The organism is Novosphingobium rhizosphaerae (genome assembly GCF_050920675.1).
In the GTDB taxonomy this organism is placed as follows: domain Bacteria; phylum Pseudomonadota; class Alphaproteobacteria; order Sphingomonadales; family Sphingomonadaceae; genus Novosphingobium; species Novosphingobium rhizosphaerae.
On record NZ_CP137861.1, the window covers coordinates 1,897,228 to 1,917,850 of the forward strand.

Consider the following 20,623-nt stretch of genomic DNA (forward strand, 5'->3'; position numbering starts at 1 on the left):
GCTCAAAGCCCCGCGGCTTTGAGCGCCTGGTCCAGGTCCTCGATCACGTCGTCCGGGTCTTCCAGTCCAACGTTCAGGCGCAGCATGCCTTCGCCGACGCCCATGTCGGCGCGGCCCTCGGGGCCCACGCCATGGTGGGTGGTGGTGGCGGGGTGGCACATCAGCGAACGCGAATCGCCGATGTTGTTCGAAATGTCGATCAGCTTGAGCGCGTCGAGCAGGGCATGCGCCTGGGCCCGCCCACCATCGAGCACGATCGAAAAGATCGTGCCGCCCGTGCTCATCTGCCGCATCGCCAGGTCATGCTGGGGATGGCTCGCCAGGCCTGGGTACAGGATCGTGGGTACGCGCTTTTCCACGAATTCCGCCACTTTCTGGGCATTCACGCTTTGCCGATGAATGCGCAGGTCCAGCGTTTCGAGGCCCTTGAGCACGACCCATGCGTTGAACGGCGCCAGGTTGGGGCCGGTGTTGCGCTGGAACGGCAGTAGCTTGTTTTCGATGAAATCGTGGCTGGCGCACACTGCGCCGGCCAGCACGCGGCCCTGGCCATCCATCATCTTGGTGGCCGAATAGGCCACCACGTCGGCGCCGAATTCCAGCGGCCGTTGCAGGGCATAGGTGGCAAAGGCATTGTCCACCACCGTGGTGATGCCGTGCGCCTTGGCCAGGCCGCAGACATATTCCATGTCCACGATGCCCAGCGTCGGGTTGGCCGGTGTCTCGAAAAAGAACACTTTGGTGTTGGGTCGGATCGCGGCTTCCCACGCGGCATTGTCGGTCGCGTCGATCAGGGTGCCTTCCACGCCAAAGCGCGGCAGCAGGCTTTCCACCAGCCAGCGGCAAGAACCGAACGCCGCCTTGGCCGCAACGATGTGATCGCCGGCCGAAAGCTGGCAGAGCAGCGCCGTGGTCATCGCCGCCATGCCGCTGGCCTGGGTGCGGCAGCTTGCCGCCCCTTCCATCAGGGCAATGCGCTCTTCCAGCATGGCCACGGTGGGGTTCTGCAGGCGGGAATAGGTCATGCCGTCCTGCTCGCCGGCAAACCGCGCAGCCACGGTGGCGGCGTCGTCATAGGTATAGCCAGAGGTCAGGAACAGCGCTTCGGACGTTTCGCCCATTTCCGAACGCCAGGTGCCACCGCGCACGGCCTTGGTGGCCGGGCGCCAGGATTGGGTGATCGAGCGGTCTTGTCCGGTTGCGCGTTTCATGGCGCGCAGCCTTAGTTAACAGGGGCGGCGCGCGCAAGGCATTGCACGGGCGGGGGCCATTGCGTGCCTGGGGCATCTGGCGTATCGCGCGCCTTGCATGAACCAGCCCATTCCGCTGCCGCCGCGCGCGTCCGAACCCGATCCGATCCGTGGCGTGCTGGCCATCGTGGCGGTCTTTGCCATACTGGTGTTCTGGCGCCTGGGCACGCCATCGAAGATCATGTTCGATGAAGTGCATTACCTGCCTGCCGCGCGGCACCTGATCGCGCTGTCCAGCCGGCTCAATCCCGAACACCCGCTGCTGGGCAAGGAATTGATCGCGCTGGGCATGATGCTGTTTGGCGACAATCCGTTCGGCTGGCGGTTCTGCAACGCGCTCTATGGCGTGATCGGGCTTTACGGCGCGATCCGGGCGTTCTGGTGGGCCAGCCTTTCAGGCCGCGGCACCCTGCTGTTCGGCGTGTTCCTGGCGACCAATTTCATCTGGTTCGTGCTGTCGCGCATCGCCATCCTCGACATGGCAATGGCCGCCTCGCTGGCCCTGGCCTTTTGGCAATGGGCGCTGGCGGCGCGCAAAGGTGCGCGCGTGCATCTGGTGCTGGCGGGCCTGTTCATGGGCCTGTCGATGGGCGGCAAGTGGAACGGCGTGCCGCTGATGGTCTTTCCCGGCCTGTGGTATGCCCATGCGCGTTGGCGGGCCAGTGCGGGGCAGGCCAGCGCGGGCCGCCCGCATCGTGCCCTGGCCTGGTTGGTCGGCGTGCCGGCGGCCCGGTGCCGGGCGTGTGCCTGATCGAGGCTGCACTGTGGCTCGGGATCTGGCCGGTGCTGGTCTATTTCGCCACGTTCACGCCAGCGATGTTCTATGCGGTCAATCCGCTCAGCCCCTGGCACCTGGTGGAATGGCAGCAGACCATGCTGAAATTGCAGGACAGCGTGGTGAAGCCGCACCGCTACATGAGCCACTGGTACCAGTGGATGCTCAACGCGCGGCCGATCTGGTTCTTCTATGAAAAGTGGGACGGCGCCCAGCGCGGCGTGCTGATGATCGGCAATCCCTACACGATGTGGGCGGGGCTGCCCGCGCTGCTGTGGTGCGCGGCAGACGGCGCGATGGCGCTGGCCCGCCGCAGCCTGGCGCTGCCGGGCAAGTGGTGGCCCACCGGGCGCGATCGCCTGTCGGCGCTGAGCGGCATGGCGGCGCTGTTCTACGTTGGGTCGCTGTTCTTCTGGGCGATCAACGGCAAGCCGGTCCAGTTCTATTACCACTACCAGCTTGCCGCCGTGTTCCTCGACGCGGCGCTGGCGCTGGTGCTGGCGCAGCTCTGGCGGCGGGGTCTGCGTTGGCCGGCCTGGACCAGCCTGGCCCTGGCCTTGCTCGGTTTCGTCTATTTCTTCCCGATCCTGGCGGCCTTGCCCTTGCCCAGCGTCAAGTCCTTCCGCCTCTTCACCTGGATGCCGGTGTGGAAGTGACGGGCATTTCGGCCGGGCAGGGGTACTAAAAACCAGTTGTCTCAATCCGTTCGGGCTGAGCCTGTCGAAGCCCTTTTCGACGCCATGCGCCGCGCCACGATGACCGCCCCCGCCACGATCGCGCCGGCGCTGGCGCAGGCCATGTCCTTTTGCGAATCCCACAGGTCGCCCTGCTGCCCGTTGTAGGCATCGGCATCCGTGGTGGCCACGATCACGGTCAGCAGCCATTCGAAGATCTCGTAAAGGCAGCTTCCCGCCATCACGAATTCCACGGCGACATAAAGCGACAGGCGCGGCCCCACGCCGCCCTGCCGCATCAGTGCCTGGCGGATCGGGTGGACCATCAGCAGGCCGAACGCAAAGTGCACCAGCCGGTCATAGGAATTGCGCGGCAGGCCGAGCAACCGGTTAGGGCTGGGCAGGGCCAGGTCTTGCGCCCAGCGTTCATAGGGCACGTAGGAATAGATGTATTTCCCGCCCAGCGCATGCAGGGCGAGGAACGCGCAAAGGCATGCCACGGCCGACGTGGGTTGCGGGCGGCGCCAGGCCCATATGGCAACGCCGCCCAGAATGGCTAGCGTGGGGCCATTCTGCAGCGGCGCATAATAAGGATAAGGTGATGTCAGCAGGCAATAGACCGTCCAGATGCCGGTTGCCGCCACGATTGCCAACTGCAAGCGGGGCAGCGCACCGGCACCAGAACCATCACCCATACTTGCCCCACACGAACTTGCTCGAAAGCGCGAAATTCCACACCGAGGCGAGCACGATGCCCACCAGCGCGGCCGAGATCGGATGGAAGCCGACGCGCACCAGCGCAGTGGAGACGCCGATGTTGGCGAGCATGCCGAACGCGCAAGTGGCGGCGAATTTCAGCCAGCCGCGCGTGAGCGGCATGAACCCGCGCAGCCGCTTGTCGGCATAGGTCAGTTCGTTGTTGAGCACGAAGTTGAAGGTCATCGCGGTCAAGGCAGCCAGGGTCTGGCCGACGATGAACGCCGCTTCCTTGGGATAGTGGCTGAGCGCGAATTCCGCGCCGAACAAGTGCAGCACCACATAGAGCACGGCCAGGTGCACCAGTGCGCCCAGCGCGCCGACCGTGCCGAACAGGGCAAAGCGGGTGGGGATGATGCGGCCAAGCCACTTGTCGTAAAGGCCGATGAGGAATTCAAACACGACGGTACGGTCCAGTTTCGATTCGCCTTCGGCCCGGGCGGCGAAGTGCAGGGGAAATTCCTTTACCCGCAGCGGCGCGTCAACCGTGGCGAGAATATCGAGCAGGATCTTGAAGCCCACGCCCGACAGACGGTGCGCATCGGCGCGCAGCACCGTGGCGGGCAGCATGAAGAACCCGCTCATCGGGTCGGTCAGCTGCACGCCCGTGACCTTGCGGGCGATGGCGTTGGCCAGGCCCGAGGCTTTCACCCGATCGGGCCGGCCCCAGGCTTCGGTGCTGGCCCCTTCGGCAAAGCGCGAGGCATAGGCCACGTCGCACTCGCCGCTGGTGATGGCGGCCAGCATCTGTGGCAGCAGCGCGGGATCGTGCTGGTGATCGCTGTCCATCACCGCCACGATCGGCGCGGCGGTGGCGCACATGCCCTCGATCGCGGCAGAGGCCAGGCCCCGCCGCCCGATCCGCTCGATCACGCGGATGCGCGGATCGGTGCGGCCGATGGCACGCGCCACATCGGCGGTGCCATCGGGGCTGTTATCGTCGACGAAGACCGCTTCCCAGGCGATGCCGGTGAGCGCCTTGTCGAGCCGTTCGACCATCGAGGCAATGTTCTTGCTCTCGTTGAAGGTCGGGAGAATGACTGCCAGTTGCAACATGGGGCGCAGCGCTTACAGCTTTGCGATCACGGCGTCACCAATTTCCGCAGTTCCGGCGGTGCCGCCCAGGTCGCGGCCTAGCACGCCATCGGCCAGAGTGGCGGCAACGGCTGCTTCCACGCGGTCGGCCGCATCGGCCAGGCCCAGCGAATGGCGCAGCAGCATGGCGGCCGAAAGGATCGTGGCCATCGGATTGGCCAGGCCCTGGCCGGCAATATCGGGCGCGGACCCATGGATCGGCTCATAGAGGCCGAAGGTGCCGTGCGCGGTCTGGCGTTCACCCAGCGAGGCCGAGGCGAGCAGCCCGATCGAACCAACGCACATGCTGGCCTGGTCGGACAGGATGTCGCCGAACAGGTTGCCGGTCACCACCACGTCGAACTTGCCCGGCGCGCGCACCAGCTGCATCGCGGCGTTGTCGACATACATATGTTCGAGCGCGACGTTGGGATATTCCTTGGCCACTTCCACGATCACGTCGCGCCACAGCTGCGAGGTTTCGAGCACGTTGGCCTTGTCCACCGAGCACAGGCGCTTGCCCCGGCCCAGCGCGGCGCGGAACGCGACATGGGCAATGCGGCGCACTTCGCTTTCGTTGTACGACATGATGTCATAGCCTTCGCGCTCGCCGCTGGCGGTCTGGCGGAAGCCCTTTTCGCCGAAATAGACGTCGCCGTTCAATTCGCGCACGATCAGCAGGTCGATCGCGCCGGCCACTTCGGGGCGCAGCGCGGAATGGCTTTCCAGGCCGGCAAAGACCTTGGCCGGGCGCAAGTTGGCAAACAGCGTCAGTTCCTTGCGCAGGCCCAGGATCGCTTGTTCCGGCCGCAGGTGGCGTTCCAGCGCGTCGCAATCGGGATCGCCCACCGCGCCGAACAGGATTGCATCGGACGCGCGGGCCAGCGCCAGTGTCTCGGGCGGCAGGGGGTGGCCGCTGGCCTTGTAGGCGCTGCCGCCGACCAGCGCTTGTTCCATCGCGATGCCAAGGTCGAGTGCCTCGATCACGCGGACCGCTTCACGCGTCACTTCGGGGCCGATGCCGTCGCCGGGCAAAACCGCAATTTTCATGTTCTGGCCTTCTCAATCCGATCCGATGCGCTTCAGCCGTTCCAGCAGAATCGCGCGGGCCGCCATAACATCGCGCCGCCGTTCGGCAAGCAGTTGGCTTGCAATCGCCGGCCCCTGCGCATCCAGCCGGGCCAGCAGGGCGGGCCAAGTCTCGTTCGCGACGGGCAGGGGCGCCAGGCCGTGCCCGCCTTCGCGCAGCAGCAAGGCTTCATAGCCGGCCAGCGCGCGCGCCCAACCGCGTGCCGATGGCGCCAGGCAAATGGCATCGAGCAAGGCGACAAGCGCGGCATGGATCGCCGGCAGGGGCAAGCCCTCGGGCAGGGCGGCGGCGGTCAGCGCGCAGGCCCAGGCCAGGCCGGCGCTGGCCAGTGGCTCGCCCAGCCAGGGGCCGCGGCTGGCGATCAGTTCCACCCGCGCGGTGGGCAGGCGCGTATCGCCGCGCCGCGCCAGGTCTGCGGCCACCAGGTTTCCGGGGATCAGCACGGGGCGCAAGGTCCGCCCGCGCGCACCCGCCACATAGACCGCGACGAGTCCCGTCTCCTCGCCCAGCAGGCGCACCACCGCGCCGGTTTCCCCATGGGGCAGCACGGCGCAGACGATGAACGGGGGCGGTGGCTGGTCAGTCATCACATTCCTGCCTGTGCCGTGCCCGCCCTGCTGCAGCAAGGGCGTTGGCGCAGATGGTCCATTTCGGGCATTGGAACGAACGCCCAAGTGCGTTAGTCTGTGGCGGATGAAGCAGCTTTTCCAGCATGCCGCGATCACGCATGGCATCACCGTCCGGGTGGCGGTGAACTTTTTGCCTGAGCAATCGCGCGTGGCGGCCGGCAAGTGGTTCTGGGTCTATCACATCCGTATCGAAAACGATTCGAACGAGCCGGCCCAGCTCGTGACCCGGCATTGGCGCATCACCGACGGGCGTGGCCATGTCAGCTTTGTCGATGGCGAAGGCGTGGTGGGCGAACAGCCCCGGCTGGAACCGGGCCAGGCGCACGACTATGTCTCGGGCTGTCCGCTGGGCACGCCACGGGCAGCATGGAGGGGCATTACACCATGCGCCGCGACGATGGCTCCTTGTTGGAAGTGGCCATCCCCTTCTTTCCGCTGGCCGCCCCGGCCACGGCCAATTGACCGCCAAGAAGAAGGCAATCACCTCATGAAGCGGACCCATCTCCCGCTCAACGGGCTGCGCGTGCTCGATGCCGCCGCCCGCCACCTGTCCTTCACCCGCGCTGCCGACGAATTGGCCGTGACGCCCGCCGCCGTTGGCCAGCAGATCCGCGCGCTGGAAGACCTTTTGGGCGTGGTGCTGTTCCGCCGCACGTCCAAGGGCCTGGAACTGACCGATGAAGCCGCCGCCGGCCTCGATGCCATCCGCGAAGGCTTCCTGCGCTTTGAAGAAGGCGTACAGGCGATGCAGGCCGGCCAATCCAGCCACGTCTATACCATTGCCTGCCCGCGCGATTTCTTTGCCGCCTGGTTCAGCCAGCGCCTCGCCGCGTTTCGCGCCGAAAATCCCGCGCTGCGCTTTTCGCTGGTGGGCGGCGATGGCGACATCGACTTTACCGAGGCCAACCTCGATCTCGCCGTGCGCTGGGCCGAAGGGCCGGGCGAACTGGAAGGCATCCCGCTGGGCGCGCCGCAGACCGTGATCGTGGCCGCGCCCGGCTTTGCCGAAGGAAGCCCGGAGAACAGTGTTGGCGCCAACAGCGACGGCGCGTGGATCGGCTGGCCGGGTGACCCGGTGCCGGCAGGCGAAGGGCGCGAAGTGGCATTTTCGGTGGGCGATGCAGGCACCGCGATCAGCGCCGCTGCCGCTGGCCTGGGCAAAGCGCGCGTGCCTTTGCTGCTGGCCGAATATGCGCTTTCCACCGGCCGCGTGGTTGCGCTGGGCGAAGTGGAAATCGGCCGGCGTGGCTATTGGCTGGTAGCCCCCCTGCCGCAGTGGCGGCAGAAGAAAGTCAAGGCCTTGGTGGCGGCACTGGCCGAGGGCTGACGGCGCCGGGCGCACCGGTTTTCCGCGCGCGAGGGCAATCGCTTGGGCCGGCGCGCATACCACCTGTTAACTGCCTTGGCCCTATGGCCGCCAGATGGAAGTCCTTAGCGGAAACCCTCAGGCAGACTACGATGTGGAGGCAAGCCCAGCGCCAGTGCCGGGCAAGCCAACGCGCCGTCGCGGCCGAGGGCGGACGGCACGGGCATTGGTCGGTTCGGTCCTGGGCGCTTCGCATTGGCGCAGCCATCGTGGCGAAACCATGGTGGCGTCCTACGCCCACAATCTGTCGCGGCGCCTGCCGCTGCTGTCGCTGCTGGTGATCCTGGGCGTGGGCCTGGTGATCATGCGCTTCATCGGCACGGTCCGCTGGCCGGTCTTGTTGCCGGGCGTGGCGATGATGGCCTTCGCCGCCGAGCGCGGCTGGCACTGGCTGCCTTCCCAGGTGGCGCAACGCCCCCTGGCGCGGCGGCGCAAGGATATCGTCACTTTGCCGATGAGTGTGGGGCTTTCGGCGCTGTTCGCCGTGTCGTGGGCGCTCTCGCTCTATTGCGTGGGCAACGATGCGCAGCGGGCGCTGGTGCGCGTGCTGCTCTCGGTGGTGTCGGTGGCGGGCGTGCTGGGCCTGGCCCATGCGCCCGCCGCGGCCCTGCGCCTGGCGCTGACCTGCACGGTGCCGGCTGCCATTGTCTACCTCGCCGTTGATGGGGCGGGGGTTTGGCCGGTGGTCGTGGTCCTGACGATGGCCAATCTCACCGTGCTGATGATGACGTTCGGCTTTCACGCCGATTTCGTGCGGCTGGAGCTGTCGCGTCAGCAACTTGCCCGGCGCGAACGGCTGGCCGCGCGGCTGGCGCAGACGAACTTCGAGCAGGCCTCGCGCGATCCCCTGACCGGCGGTCTCAACCGCCGCGCGATCCTGGCGCGGCTGGCCCAGGAAGTGACCCGGCACGATGCGCCGCAACCCTGGCTGGCGCTGCTCGATCTCGATGGGTTCAAGCATATCAACGACACCTATGGCCACGCTGCGGGCGATGACGTGCTGCGCGCGGTTTCGCGCCGCATCGATGCGATCGGCGGGGTGGTGGCGCATGGCCGGCTGGGCGGCGATGAATTCGCGATCCTGTTCGATGGCGCGCTCGACGGGCCGGGCGTGGCAGCGGCTGCCCATGCCCTGTCACAGGCGGTACGCGCGCCCGTGGTGCACAATGGCGTTACCTTGCGCCTGCACGCGTCCACCGGAATTCACCGGATGCGGGGGGCCAATGCCGGGGCGGCGAATGTGGGCGGGCACGCCGTGGGGGCGTGCCTCGAACGGGCCGATGCCGCGCTCTACAAGGCCAAGAAGCGGGGCGAAGGCGCGATCGTGCTGTTCGGCCCGGAAGACGAAGTGGCCCTGCAGCATCGCAGCGCGATGACCCGCCAGTTCAATGGTTGCCGCCTGGATGACCGGCTGCGCCTGCTTTACCAGCCGTTCTACGATGTCGACAGCGGCGCCGTGCTGGGATTCGAGGCGTTTGCCCGCTGGTCGCCCGATGGGCAGACCTGGTTGGCGCCCGGCGAATTCATGCACCTGGCCACGGCCACCGGCCGCACAGGCGAACTGACCCGCGCGGTGATCGCGCGCACTTTGGCCGAATGCGATGCCTGGCGACGCGGGTTGACCGTGGCGATCAACCTCAGTCCGCGCGATGTCACCCGCGAGGGCGCGGTCGAATCGCTCGATCGCCTGGTTCGCGATGCCGGCGCGGACCCTGCCCGTTTCCTGCTGGAAATGAACGAAGCGGCGCTGCTGGCCGATCCGCGCCGCGCCCGCACCCAGTTGGAAGCATTCCGCGCCGCCGGCTTCCGCCTGGCGCTCGATGATTTCGGCGCCGGCTGGTCAAGCCTGTCGCAGTTGCGCGATCTGCCGCTGGACATGGTCAAGATCGATCGCGGGCTGGCGGCCGCGCTGTCCAGCGATCCCGGCGCGCGGGCGATCGTGGGCACGATCGTGTCGTTCGCCTGGCAACTGGGCATCGAATGCATGATCGAAGGCGTGGAGGACGAAGCCCAGCTGGCCACCGCCCGCGCGCTGGGCATCCGCCTGATGCAAGGCTATCACCTGGGCCGGCCCGAGCGGGCCGACGTGGCCCTGGCTGCCATGGACCGCGCCGTGGCTTGATGCGGCAAGGTTGCGCTGGGTGCGAGGCTTTACGCCTGCGTCAGTGCACGTCCACCAGCACCCGCTCTCCGCCCGGCGGGATCAGGCGGCGGAACAGGCGGCCGCGTTCCGAGAACAGCACGAGGCCCAGCGACAGCAGGCCGCAGGTGACGAAGGCGATCGAGAGCGGACGCGCCGTGCCGTCGTAAACCTGGCCGATGGCGATGCCGATCAGCGAGCCGATCAGGGTGCGCATGAACATCTGCATCGAACTGGCAGCGCCCGCCGTGCGGGCAAAGGGCTGCAGCGCGATCGAGCTGAAATTGGCGCCGATGAATCCCATGGCGCAGATGTTGGCCGCCATCACCGGCATGAAGCGCAGCAGCGTCTGGTGCGGGCTGAACGCGAAGTGGACTTGCAGCAGGCTGAGGCCGATGCACGCCAGCAGCGCGGTTTGCGACACGCGCCGCGCGCCAAAGCGTTCGACGATGCGCGCGTTGAAGAAGTTGGAGAACGACAGCGACAGCGCCGTCGCCCCGAAGATCAGCGGGAAATAGCGCCCGGCGCCAAAGTGTTCGGCCACCAGCTGTTGCGAGCAGTTGATATAGCCGAACATCGCCCCGAACACGAGCGAGGCGCCCAGCACATAGCCCGCCGATGAGCGCTCCATCGCCGAATTGGCCATGTTGCGCGCGATGGTCAGCGGCATGATCGCTTGGCGGTTGGCGGGATCAAGCGTTTCGGGCAGTCGCTGGAACACCCACACCCCCATGATCGCGCCCAGCACCGCCAGCACGCCGAAAATCCAGCGCCATCCGGCAAACAGCAGCACGAATTGCCCGACGCTGGGCGCCAGCATCGGCACCACCATGAACACCGTGGACACGGTGGATAGCGTGCGCGCCATCTGGTCCCCGGCAAAGCGATCGCGCACGATCGCTGCCGGCAGCACCGCCACCCCGGCGCTGGCCACCGCATGGAGCGCGCGCAGAATCAACAAGCTATTGAAATCGGGCGCCATCGCGCAGCCCAGCGCCAGCACCACATAGAGCACGATGGTCACCAGCAGCACCGGCCGCCGGCCGTGGCGATCGGCCAGGGCACCGGGGATCAGCGCGCCCAATCCCGCCGAAACCAGGAACACGCCCACCACCAGTTGGCGGCGATTGGGATCGCTCACGCCCAGATCGGCGGCAATCTGGCCAAGGCCGGGCAACATGGCATCGATAGCCAGCGCCTGAAGCGCCATGAGCAAGGCCATCATGGCAATGAATTCGCGCCCGCCCAGCGCCTGGATCTGGCGCCGGCCGGCTGGATAGTTGGGTTGCATAACGATCCTATGGCAGGCGGGGGACGCCAATCCAAGGTTTTGTTGCAGCCTTTGCCAGGCCTTTGTGGCATGATCGCGTCGCGTCATGCCCGTGCCCGAACCTCCAATTTTCGATCCTGCCGCTGCCGATGGTGCCGATACGGCGCCGGGCCTGCGCAAGATCATCCATGTCGACATGGACGCATTCTATGCCAGCGTCGAACAGCGCGATGCCCCCGAGTTGCGGGGCAAGCCGGTGGCGGTGGGCGGCAATGCCGCGCGCGGCGTGGTGGCGGCGGCCAGCTATGAGGCACGCGCCTTTGGCGTGCGCTCGGCCATGCCGTCGGCGCGCGCGGTGCAGCTGTGCCCGGACCTGATCTTTCGCCGCCCGCGCTTCGACGTCTATCGCGCGGTGTCGCAACAGATCCGCGCGATCTTCCTGGATTATACGCCCGATGTGGAGCCCCTCTCGCTCGACGAGGCCTATCTTGATGTGACGCGCGATGCGCGCGGGATCGGTTCGGCCACGCGCATTGCCGAATTGATTCGCCAGCGCATCCGCGCCGAAACCGGGCTGACCGCCAGTGCGGGGGTGTCCTACAACAAGTTCCTGGCCAAGCTGGCGAGCGACCAGAACAAGCCCGACGGCCTGTGCGTGATCCGCCCGGGCGAAGGCGCTGCGTTCGTTTCGGCGCTGCCAGTGGCGCGGTTCCACGGGGTGGGGCCGCGCGGGGCGGAAAAGATGGCGGCGCTGGGCATTGCCACCGGCGCTGACTTGCGCCGCCTCGACTTGGCCAGTCTGCGCCAGCATTTCGGGGCCCAGGCCGATTATCTTTATCGCGCCGCGCGCGGCATTGATCTGCGCGCGGTAACGGCCGATCGCCCGCGCAAGTCGGTGGGGGCAGAGCGCACGTTCGACCGTGATCTGTCATCGGGCACCGTTTTGCGCGAAACGCTGGAAACCATCATCGACCTGGCGTGGGAGCGCGTGGCGCGGGCCGACGTGACCGGGCGTACCGTCACGCTAAAGCTGAAATTCAAGGATTTTTCGGCAATGAGCCGGGCGCGTTCCATTTCCACCCCGGTGTCGAGCCGCGACACCCTGGCCGAGGTGGCGCGTGGCCTGCTCGACCAGGTGCTGCCGCTGCCGCAGCCGGTGCGGCTGATGGGCGTGATCCTCTCGGCGCTGGATGAGCCCGGCGAGGCGCCCGCCGTTGCGCCGGGGCAGGCCGAGTTACCGTTCTGAGGCTTGCGCCGTCTTATGCTGCCAAAGCGCGATCATCTCGCGCGTGGCCGGGCTGGTGGTGGGCGGCAGGGCATCGAGGGCAAAGAACGCCGCTTCTTCCAGCTCGCGCCCGTCTGCGCGCGGGGTGCCGTGGGCCAAGCCGGCCACCAGGGCGATCTGGTTGAGCCAGCCGCCGCGATCGCGCAAGTGATCGGCAAAATGCACGGCTTGCACCAGGGTGCAGCCGGTTTCCTCCGCCAGTTCGCGCGCGGCCGTGGCCACAGGGCTTTCCCCGCGCGCCAATCCGCCGCCCGGCAGCATCCATAGCGTGCTGTGGTGATAGCTGTGCCGCACCAGCAGGACATGCCCCGCCGCGTTGCGCGCCACCACCATGCAGCCCAGCACCGGCACTTGCCGCCAGCGCCACCAGGCCACGCGCAACCGATGCGCCACGCGCAGGGCGGCACGGTGCAGCGGTTTGGGAAGCGCGATCATCGGCCCGATCCTAGGCGCTAGCGGAACCGAAATCGAGGCTTTCCCGCACTCTGGGCGAGGCAGACTGGATTACCCTGCGCCAGGCAAGGGGCAAGGCAATCATGGGCAAGCGGGCGCAAGGGATGCACGGATCGGGAGGGCGCATACAAGGGCTGGTTGCGTCGCGCGCCAGGCGGCCGCGCTCCATGCCGACCTCGCCCATCGCTGCGCGCCTGGCCGAAGTGGCGCTGCTGGGCAGTGCCGGGGCGCTGCTGGCGATGTTGTGCTGGGTCGTCCTGGCGCCGCTCGATTCTGCGGTGGCCGACGATGCGGGCGGGGCGATGGTGCTCGATGCCCCGGCGCGGGCCGGCCTGTTTGCCCAATTCGATCCATTTGCGCGTGAAAGTGGCGGCGGCTCTGGCGATGCCGGGCCGCTGCGCTTGCTCGGCACGCGCTCCACGCCCGACGGGCAAGGCGGCAGCGCGATCCTGGCCGGTGCGGATGGCGTGCAGCATGTCGTGGCCCAGGGGGAAGAGGCCTTGCCCGGCGTGCGCCTGGCGCAAGTGGCGTTCGATTACGTGGTGCTGTTGCGCGCGGGCGGGCGGGTGACGCTATCGCTCGCCCCGCAGGACGGCACCGCGCCAGCGGCGGCACCATCCGCGCCGCAAGAGCTTGCGCCGCAAGACTTGGGCGGCCGGTTTGCCCTGGTCACGGCTGACGGAAAACCCGCGCTTTGGCTCACTGGCGGGGCCGGGCAAAGCTGGGGCCTGCTGCCCGATGATCGCATCGTCGCGATCGGCGGCGCGCCGGTGCGTGGGCAGGAGGATGCCGCCCGCCTCGATGCTGCGATCGCGCAGGGCCGCGCCCTGGCCGTCACCGTGCGGCGCGGCGGGCGCGATCTGCCGCTGTCGCTGGGGTCGCAAGGGGGCGGGCAGTGAGGCGTGCGATCGGGTGGCACGCGTGGCTGGCCTGCCTGGCACTGCCGATCCTTGGGCTGGCCATGCCGCAGGCCGCGCAGGCGCAATACCGCCTCAACGTGCGCGAGGCCGATATGCGCGCGTTCATTGCCGATGCCGCCGAAGTGACCGGGCGTACGTTCATCGTCGATGCCCGCGTGGCCGGCAAGGTGAGCGTGGCGAGCGAGCGAACCTTGAGCGCCAGCGAATATTTCGAGGTATTCCTGGCCACCTTGCGCGCCAATGGCCTGGTCGCGGTGCCCACCGGCAACGGCGCATTCCGCATCCAGCCGACAGAGGGCGCGGCCAGCCAGCCGACAGGCATCCCGCGCGGTGGGGCACGCAACCAGATGGTCACCGAAGTGATCCGCCTGCGCGCCGCCGACGCCGCCCAGGCGCTCGACACGCTGCGCCCGCTGGTCAGCAAGGATGGCTCGCTCACGGCCAACAAGGCCGGCAATTCGCTGGTGGTGGTCGATTACGCCGATAACGTCGCCCGCATCCGCGCGCTGGTGCGCCAGATCGACCAGGACCGGGCCGCGGTCTTGACGATCGACCTTGCCCATGCCGGTGCGCGCGAAGTGGCCACCGCGCTGACCCAACTGGTCGCGGCTGGCGAGGGCGGGCGCACCCCGGCCAGCGTGGTGGCGGTGGACAGCGCCAATGCCGTGGTGCTGCGCGGCGATCCGCCCACGCTGGCTCGCCTGGCCGAAGTGGCGCGGCGGCTGGACGCGCGCGCCGGGGAAGGTGGGGCGATCCGCGTGCTGTGGCTCGACCATGCCGATGCCGCGTTGCTGGTGCCGGTGCTGGAGCGCCTGGTCGGTGGCAGCGGCGGGGAAGCCAGCGCCGGGTCGGCCGCGCCGGTTTCGCTGGGTGGCATGGGCGGCGCAACTGGTGCATCGGGCGCCAATCCCGCCGCTGGCCCGCCGCTTTCCGCCGGGCAGGGCAACGGCGCCCCGGCCAATCCATCGGGTGGCACCATGGGCAGCCTGGGCAGCGGGCCGATCCGGCTGGACGGCGGGCGCGGCACCGCCACGATCACGCGCTATCCCGGCGCCAATGCCGTGATCATTGCCGCCCCGGCGGATGAACAGCGGCGCCTGTCTGATCTCGTCCACGCGCTCGATCTGCCGCAGCAGCAGGTGCTGGTGGAAGCGATCATCGTCGAGGTGTCTGACGACGTGGCGCAAAAGCTGGGCGTACAGATGCTGATCGGGGGCAAGGACGCGCCCTTTGCCGTCACCAGCTTTTCCAACGGCGCGGCCAATATCCTCGATCTGGCTGGCGGGCTCTATGCCGATCGGCTGGACCAGACGACCACCGTGATCAACGGCGCGACGGTCACCACCTCCACCACCAGCGCGACAGCCGATCTCCTGCGCCAGAACGCGGCGCAGGCCGCTCTCGGCGCGCGCGGGGGGATTGCCGGGTGGGCCACGACCCTGGGCGGTTCGGGCTTCTTCGGCACGCTGATCGATGCCGTGCGGGCGGACAGCAATTCCAACGTACTGTCCACCCCGCACATCGTCACCAACGACAATGTCCCGGCGTCGATCCTGTTTGGCAAGGAAATCCCGGTGGCGACCGGAGAAGCGCTGTCCAATTCGCTGTCGGGCGCCTTTCGCACCATCGCCCGCCAGAACGTGGGGATCGAACTGGACGTGACGCCGCAGATCAACGCCGGCAATGCCGTCCGGCTCGATCTGCGCCAGCAGGTAAGTTCGGTGGCTGGGCCGGTTTCGGCCAGCAACGGCGAACTGGTGGTCAACAAGCGCGAGATCCGCACCACCGTGACCGTGGGCGATGGCGAGATCATCGCGCTGGGCGGGCTGCTGGACGATGCCGAGCGGCGCACGCTGGAAAAGGTGCCGCTGCTGGGCGACGTGCCGCTGCTGGGCGAACTGTTCAAATCGCGCAGCAAAAGTCACGTGAAGACGAACCTCATGGTCTTCATTCGCCCCACGATCCTGCGCGGCGGGGCCGATCGCGCGGTGTTGACCGCGCGCCGGATGGAGGCGGTGCGCGGCGCGCAGTCGGCATTCGCGCCGGGCCGCGAACCTTCGATCGATGAACTGGTGGTGGATTACCTGGGCGCGGCACGCCCCCGCACGCCAGCGCCGGGTGACATGGTGATCACGCCGCCGCCGCGCGCCGGCGCCGTGGGAGAGGCACGGCCATGATGTTCGGCGGCGATGCCGCGCCGGCCTGGCGCCCGGACTATGCCATGGCGCGCGATCGCGGCTTCCTGGTGGAAGGGCAGGGGCCGGGTGGCCTGGCCGTGGTGCTGCGCGAGGATGCCAATGCCCTGGCCCTCCTGGAACTGCGCCGGGTGGCGGGGCCGATCGCGAGTTGGCGGCGCGTGGCTCCACCCGCGTTCGAGGCGCTGCTGGCCCAGACCTATGCCGATGGTGCGGCGGCGGCTGCCGATGCCCTGGCGCGCGGGGATCCGCAGCCCGCGCTAGACCTGCCCAGCGCCGAAGACCTGCTGGGCAGCACCGACGATGCCCCGGTGATCCGCCTGATCAACGGCTTGCTGGCCGAAGGACTGCGCCAGGGCGCGTCGGACATTCACCTTGAGCCCTATGAGCAGGCCTTGGTTGTGCGCCTGCGCCGCGACGGGCAGCTGGCCGAGATGCTGCGCCTGCCCGCCCATGTCGCGCCGATGCTGGCCAGCCGGATCAAGGTGATGGCCCGGCTCGACATTGCCGAGCGGCGCCTGCCGCAGGATGGGCGCATGGCGCTCGATCTGGCCGGGCGGCTGGTGGACGTGCGCGTGTCCACCCTGCCTTCGCGCGCCGGGGAGCGCGTGGTGCTGCGCCTGCTGGACAAGGCGCGCGCCGGAATCGATCTGGCCGCGCTGGGCCTTGATCCCGCCGCAGACGCGGTGCTGCGCCGTGCGCTGGCCCAGCCCAACGGTATCGTGCTGGTCACCGGCCCGACCGGATCGGGCAAGACCACCACGCTTTATGCCGCGCTGGGCCTGCTGGGCGATGGCACGCGCAATATCCTGACCGTGGAAGATCCGGTGGAATATGCCGTGGACGGCGTGGGGCAAACGCAGGTGAACCCGCGCCTGGGACTGACCTTTGCCGCCGGCCTGCGCGCGATCCTCCGCCAGGACCCCGATGTGGTGATGGTGGGCGAAATCCGCGACGCGGAAACCGCGCAGATCGCGGTGCAGGCGGCACTGACCGGGCACCTCGTGCTGGCGACGGTCCACACCAACGACGCCGCCGGCGCGGTGACCCGGCTGCGCGACATGGGGGTGGAGCCGTTCCTGCTGGCCGCCACGCTGCGCGCGGTGCTGGCGCAGCGGCTGGTGCGGCGGCTGTGCCCGCAATGCCGCAGGGCCGAAGCGGTGCCACCGCGTCTGGCTGCGGCGCTGGCGCTGGAATTCGGCGCCATGGCCATGGTCGCGCCTGGTTGCGATGCTTGCGGCCAGACCGGGCATGCCGGCCGCATCGGCGTGTTCGAGGCACTGTGGGCCGACGATGGCCTGCGCCGCCTGATCCATGACGATGCCGATGAAGATGCGCTGGCGGCCCATGCGTTTGCAGCGGCGCCGCGCCTTGCCGATGCCGCTCGTGCGCTGGTGGTGGCAGGCAAGGTGAGCGCGGCGGAGGCGGCCCGCATCCTGCGCCAGGACCAGGGCGGATGACGCCGGCCTTTCTCTATCGCGCGGTCGATCGCCAGGGGCGCGAGCGGCAGGGCCGCATCGCCGCGCCCGATGCGGTCAGCGCGCAGGCACGCCTGGTGGCGCGGCACTGGCAGGTCATGCGGATCGAGCCGGCACCGGCAGTGGCACGGGCACCCGGGCGGCTCGGCCTGCGCAGCCGCGCACTGTTGACCCGGCAACTGGCCGCGCTGGTGGCGGTGAGTCCGGTGGAAGAAGCGCTGCGCACCATGCTGCGGCAGGCCGGCAGCACCCGCGAAGGCGCGGTGATCCGCGCTGTGCACGCCGGGGTGTGCGAAGGGCTTTCGCTGGCAGAGGCGCTTGCCCGCGCACCGCACGCCTTTCCCCCGGTCTATCGCGCGATGGTGGGGGCGGGGGAAAGCGCCGGGCGCCTGCCCCAGATCGCCGCGCGCCTGGCCGACCTGATCGAACGGCAGGCGCAGGTGCGCGCGCGCTTGGCCGGTGCGCTGGCCTATCCCGCGGCGCTGGCGGTGGTGGCGATTGCCGTGGTGACCGGGCTGATGGTGGCAGTGGTGCCGCGCGTGGTGGAACAGTTTGACGCCGCCAGCCGGCAATTGCCGTGGCTGACGCGCATGGTGATCGGCCTTTCGGACTTTCTCGCCGCGTGGGGCTGGGCCGTGCTGGCCACATTGGCGCTGGCGGCGGTGGGTTTTGTTCGCGGCCTGGCATGGCCGCCGTTTCGCGCGGCGGTGGATGGCGCGCTTTTGCGCCTGCCACTGCTGGGGCCGCTGTGGCGCGATGCCCAGGCGGCGGCCCTGGCACGAACCCTGGCCACCATGATCGCAGCGCGCCTTCCATTGCTCGACGGCCTGCGTCTGGCCGCGCAGACCGCGCAAAATACCCTGCACGCGCGTGCTCTGGGCCAAGTGGCGCAAGGCGTGCGCGAGGGCGGCAGCCTGGCCGCCGGCTTGGCGCAGGCCGAGTTGGGCCGCGCCGGGCTGTTTCCCCCGCTGTTGGTGGCGATGGCCGCCAGTGGAGAGGCATCGGGGCAGTTGGGCGCCTTGCTTGAAAGCGCGGCTGACGCGCTCGATCGCTCGTTCGAAGCGGCCGCTGCCACCGCGCTGGCGCTGCTGGAGCCCGCGATCATCGTGGTGATGGGCGGCATCGTGGCGCTGATCATCCTCGCGATCCTGCTGCCGATCCTGCAATTGCAAACGCTTACCGGAACCTGATCGATGGTTGTCTCTTCCGCTTCCCGCCGCGCCCCTTTTGCTGTGCCCAACGGGTTCAGCCTGGTGGAATTGATGGTGGTGATCTTCATCCTGGGCCTGCTGACCACGGTGGTGCTGATCAACGTGTTGCCCAGCCAGGATCGCGCCATGGTTGTGAAGGCGCAAAGCGACATCGCCACGCTGGAACAGGCGCTGGAGATGTTCCGGCTGGACGAAGGCGTCTATCCCACCCAGGCGCAGGGGCTGGCCGCGCTGCGCCAGCCGCCGCCCGATCTGCCGGTGCCGGAAACCTGGCGCAAGGGCGGCTATATCAAGGACTTGCCCAAAGACCCTTGGGGACGGCCCTATCTCTATCGCGTGCCCGGTGCCGATGGGGCGCCCTTTGCGATTTTGTCGCTCGGCGCCGATGGCCAGGCGGGTGGCAGCGGCGCGGCGGCCGATGTGACATCGGCCGGCCAGGCTGCGGCGCCCGCGGCGGGCACGGATGGCGGCAAGGGCAACTGACATGCCGGATGCCGGGCTGATCCTGCTCTTGCCCGAAGACGGCGGGCCGCCATGCGCCGCCTGGCGCGTGGCCAATGGCGTGGCGCAGCCGCTTTCCCCAGGCGAAGCCTTGCCCGCCATGCCCGGCTGCGTGACCGCGCTGGTGCCGTCGGGCGCGGTGCCAGTGCTGGTCCAGCCGTTGGAGGCCACGGCCACCCCCGCACAAACCCTGGCCCTGGCGCGCCTGGCGGCGCAGGACGGCGCCTTGGCTGCCGGCAGCGAGGCGGTGGCTGCGCTGTCCGAAGGGCAGGTCTTGATCGCGCTGGTCGATCCTGTTCGCCGTGCAGCGTGGCAGCAGGCGGTCTCGGTCGCGACCGGCCAGGTGGCCGATGCCGTGGTGCCGGCGGCGCTGGTGCTGCCGCCGCCAGCGCCGGGCACGGTGCACTGCGCAACGCTGGGCGGTGTGGATCTGGCCCGCACTGCGACGGCGGCCTTCGTGGCCGAGCCGCCGCTGTGGCAGGCCTTGCTTCCCGCCGACGACCGGGTGGTGCGCTGTGACGCGTCGGTTCTGGCCGAGCGCCTGGCGCAGGGCCACGCGCAACCTTGGATCGACTTGGCGGACCATGCCGCCCACCGCGCGCCTTGGCCCACGCGGCGGCTGGCGCGGCTGGCTGCTCTCGTGGGTGTTCTGGCCCTGGCCGTGCCCGTGGCGCAGATTGTGCGCTGGCGCACCGACAGCGTGCGGATCGTGGCGACGGCGGTCGCGCAAGTGCGCACGCGCCATGCCGACGTGACGGACCTGGCCGGGGCGGAACGCGCCGTGCGCATCGATCGGATGCAGCAACAGGCCGGCGCCGATGGTTGGGCGCCACCCACCGCTGCCTTGTGGCAAGCGCTGAGTGCTGCGCCGGTGGTACGGCTGGCGGCGCTGGCCCATCAGGAAGACGGCGCCTTGCGTTTCACCTTGGCCGCGGGCGATGCGCCGGCGATCGATGCCGTGTTGCTGGCGCTGCAACGCAATGGCTGGCGCGTGGCACAGCCGCCGGTGCCGGTGCGGGATGGCGCAGGGATCGTGGCCACGGTCACGATGCGCGCGCCGTGATCGCGCGCGTGCAGGCCTGGATTGGCGCGCTGACCGGGCGAGAGCGGGGCATGGTGTCCCTCGCGCTTGCTCTCGCGCTGCTCGTCGGGCTGGGGCAGGGCGTGCTGCTGCCGCTCCGCCACGCCTGGCTTGCCGCGCGCGATGACCATGCCTTGGCCCTGGCACGCAGCGCGCGCCTGCTGCGCCAACTGGCCGAAACGCAGCCGCGCGCACCCATCACGTCCCACCCCGATGCAGCGCGCCTGATGGCCGCTGCCGCGCGGGCTGGCGTGCGGCTGCAGCCGCCCGTGGTGCAGGTGAACGGCTTTGCGCTTGCCGGGCAGGGGCCAAGTGCCGCCGTGCTGGCCTGGTTGGAATCCCTTCGCGATCAGGGCCTGGTGGTACGCCGCGTGGCACTGGTGCCGCTGCCGGAAGGGGGCATTTCATGCGAGGCGCGCGTGGTGCCGGCGGGGGGCTTCGACAGGCTCAGCCCGAACGGGGAGTGATGGCGGGT

General features: G+C 68.9%; 19 protein-coding genes and 1 pseudogene. 13 read left to right on the forward strand and 7 right to left on the reverse strand.

Features of this window, described 5'->3' with window-relative positions:
• Positions 1 to 2: 2 nt before the first annotated feature.
• Positions 3 to 1,211, reverse strand: coding sequence for an aminotransferase class I/II-fold pyridoxal phosphate-dependent enzyme (locus tag R9J51_RS08650; RefSeq protein WP_179504219.1), 1,209 nt, complete (start codon positions 1,209 to 1,211; stop codon positions 3 to 5).
• A gap of 97 nt (positions 1,212 to 1,308) precedes the next feature.
• Here R9J51_RS08650 and R9J51_RS08655 point away from each other — a divergent pair, with 97 nt between their 5' ends.
• Positions 1,309 to 2,001 carry a phospholipid carrier-dependent glycosyltransferase gene (locus R9J51_RS08655; RefSeq protein WP_432787946.1) on the forward strand — a complete coding sequence of 231 codons (693 nt, stop codon included), beginning with the start codon at positions 1,309 to 1,311 and terminating at the stop codon, positions 1,999 to 2,001.
• Positions 1,992 to 2,681, forward strand: a complete 690-nt coding sequence (locus tag R9J51_RS08660) for a hypothetical protein (RefSeq protein ID WP_432787947.1) — start codon at positions 1,992 to 1,994, stop codon at positions 2,679 to 2,681. The genes R9J51_RS08655 and R9J51_RS08660 overlap by 10 nt, the downstream gene beginning before the upstream one ends.
• Positions 2,682 to 2,722: 41 nt before the next feature.
• On the opposite strand, the gene R9J51_RS08665 is transcribed toward R9J51_RS08660, so the two are convergent.
• The 4 genes from R9J51_RS08665 to recO are packed head-to-tail and all read right to left on the reverse strand — an operon-like array spanning position 2,723 to position 6,206.
• A complete protein-coding gene (locus R9J51_RS08665; protein ID WP_179504221.1) occupies positions 2,723 to 3,394 on the reverse strand; it encodes a DUF2238 domain-containing protein in 672 nt (223 codons plus the stop codon).
• On the reverse strand, positions 3,387 to 4,511 hold the full coding sequence (locus R9J51_RS08670) for a glycosyltransferase (RefSeq protein WP_168554169.1): 1,125 nt from the start codon (positions 4,509 to 4,511) through the stop codon (positions 3,387 to 3,389). Before R9J51_RS08670 ends, R9J51_RS08665 begins: the two co-directional genes overlap by 8 nt.
• Before the next feature lie 12 nt (positions 4,512 to 4,523).
• Positions 4,524 to 5,579 carry a 3-isopropylmalate dehydrogenase gene (leuB, locus tag R9J51_RS08675; protein ID WP_179504222.1) on the reverse strand — a complete coding sequence of 352 codons (1,056 nt, stop codon included), beginning with the start codon at positions 5,577 to 5,579 and terminating at the stop codon, positions 4,524 to 4,526.
• A gap of 12 nt (positions 5,580 to 5,591) precedes the next feature.
• A complete protein-coding gene (recO, locus tag R9J51_RS08680) occupies positions 5,592 to 6,206 on the reverse strand; it encodes a DNA repair protein RecO (RefSeq protein ID WP_168554171.1) in 615 nt (204 codons plus the stop codon).
• Positions 6,207 to 6,312: 106 nt separating this feature from the next.
• Here recO and apaG point away from each other — a divergent pair.
• The 3 genes and pseudogenes from apaG (at position 6,313) to R9J51_RS08695 (ending at position 9,736) form a co-directional block, all read left to right on the forward strand.
• Positions 6,313 to 6,710 (forward strand): annotated as a pseudogene (gene apaG, locus R9J51_RS08685) (Co2+/Mg2+ efflux protein ApaG).
• Between the two features lie 25 nt (positions 6,711 to 6,735).
• Positions 6,736 to 7,575 (forward strand): LysR family transcriptional regulator, encoded by an 840-nt coding sequence (locus tag R9J51_RS08690; protein ID WP_179504223.1) that lies wholly within the window; start codon positions 6,736 to 6,738, stop codon positions 7,573 to 7,575.
• A gap of 205 nt (positions 7,576 to 7,780) precedes the next feature.
• Entirely contained in the window at positions 7,781 to 9,736 is a 1,956-nt protein-coding gene (locus R9J51_RS08695; RefSeq protein ID WP_432787948.1) for a putative bifunctional diguanylate cyclase/phosphodiesterase, read from the forward strand.
• A gap of 40 nt (positions 9,737 to 9,776) precedes the next feature.
• Here R9J51_RS08695 and R9J51_RS08700 read toward each other — a convergent pair whose 3' ends face one another.
• The gene (locus tag R9J51_RS08700) at positions 9,777 to 11,045 is read right to left on the reverse strand and encodes a multidrug effflux MFS transporter (protein WP_169473726.1); all 1,269 of its coding nucleotides are present in this window, start codon (positions 11,043 to 11,045) and stop codon (positions 9,777 to 9,779) included.
• A gap of 91 nt (positions 11,046 to 11,136) precedes the next feature.
• Between R9J51_RS08700 and dinB the strand changes: the two genes are divergently transcribed.
• Entirely contained in the window at positions 11,137 to 12,270 is a 1,134-nt protein-coding gene (gene dinB / locus R9J51_RS08705) for a DNA polymerase IV (protein ID WP_432787949.1), read from the forward strand.
• On the opposite strand, the gene R9J51_RS08710 is transcribed toward dinB, so the two are convergent.
• Positions 12,259 to 12,744 carry an NUDIX domain-containing protein gene (locus R9J51_RS08710; RefSeq protein ID WP_179504224.1) on the reverse strand — a complete coding sequence of 162 codons (486 nt, stop codon included), beginning with the start codon at positions 12,742 to 12,744 and terminating at the stop codon, positions 12,259 to 12,261. The genes dinB and R9J51_RS08710 overlap by 12 nt on opposite strands.
• Before the next feature lie 185 nt (positions 12,745 to 12,929).
• On the opposite strand from R9J51_RS08710, the gene R9J51_RS08715 reads away from it, so the two are divergent.
• The 7 genes from R9J51_RS08715 to gspM are packed head-to-tail and all read left to right on the forward strand — an operon-like array spanning position 12,930 to position 20,615.
• The gene (locus tag R9J51_RS08715; protein WP_179504225.1) at positions 12,930 to 13,661 is read left to right on the forward strand and encodes a type II secretion system protein N; all 732 of its coding nucleotides are present in this window, start codon (positions 12,930 to 12,932) and stop codon (positions 13,659 to 13,661) included.
• A complete protein-coding gene (gene gspD, locus R9J51_RS08720) occupies positions 13,658 to 15,859 on the forward strand; it encodes a type II secretion system secretin GspD (RefSeq protein ID WP_432787950.1) in 2,202 nt (733 codons plus the stop codon). Before R9J51_RS08715 ends, gspD begins: the two co-directional genes overlap by 4 nt.
• The gene (locus R9J51_RS08725) at positions 15,856 to 17,337 is read left to right on the forward strand and encodes an ATPase, T2SS/T4P/T4SS family (protein ID WP_179504226.1); all 1,482 of its coding nucleotides are present in this window, start codon (positions 15,856 to 15,858) and stop codon (positions 17,335 to 17,337) included. The genes gspD and R9J51_RS08725 overlap by 4 nt, the downstream gene beginning before the upstream one ends.
• The gene (locus R9J51_RS08730; protein ID WP_179504227.1) at positions 17,334 to 18,545 is read left to right on the forward strand and encodes a type II secretion system F family protein; all 1,212 of its coding nucleotides are present in this window, start codon (positions 17,334 to 17,336) and stop codon (positions 18,543 to 18,545) included. The genes R9J51_RS08725 and R9J51_RS08730 overlap by 4 nt, the downstream gene beginning before the upstream one ends.
• A gap of 3 nt (positions 18,546 to 18,548) precedes the next feature.
• On the forward strand, positions 18,549 to 19,049 hold the full coding sequence (gene gspG / locus R9J51_RS08735; protein WP_179504228.1) for a type II secretion system major pseudopilin GspG: 501 nt from the start codon (positions 18,549 to 18,551) through the stop codon (positions 19,047 to 19,049).
• A 1-nt stretch (position 19,050) separates the two neighbouring features.
• Positions 19,051 to 20,130 (forward strand): hypothetical protein, encoded by a 1,080-nt coding sequence (locus R9J51_RS08740; protein WP_179504229.1) that lies wholly within the window; start codon positions 19,051 to 19,053, stop codon positions 20,128 to 20,130.
• A complete protein-coding gene (gspM, locus tag R9J51_RS08745; RefSeq protein WP_179504230.1) occupies positions 20,127 to 20,615 on the forward strand; it encodes a type II secretion system protein GspM in 489 nt (162 codons plus the stop codon). The genes R9J51_RS08740 and gspM overlap by 4 nt, the downstream gene beginning before the upstream one ends.
• The last annotated feature ends 8 nt before the right edge of the window (positions 20,616 to 20,623 follow it).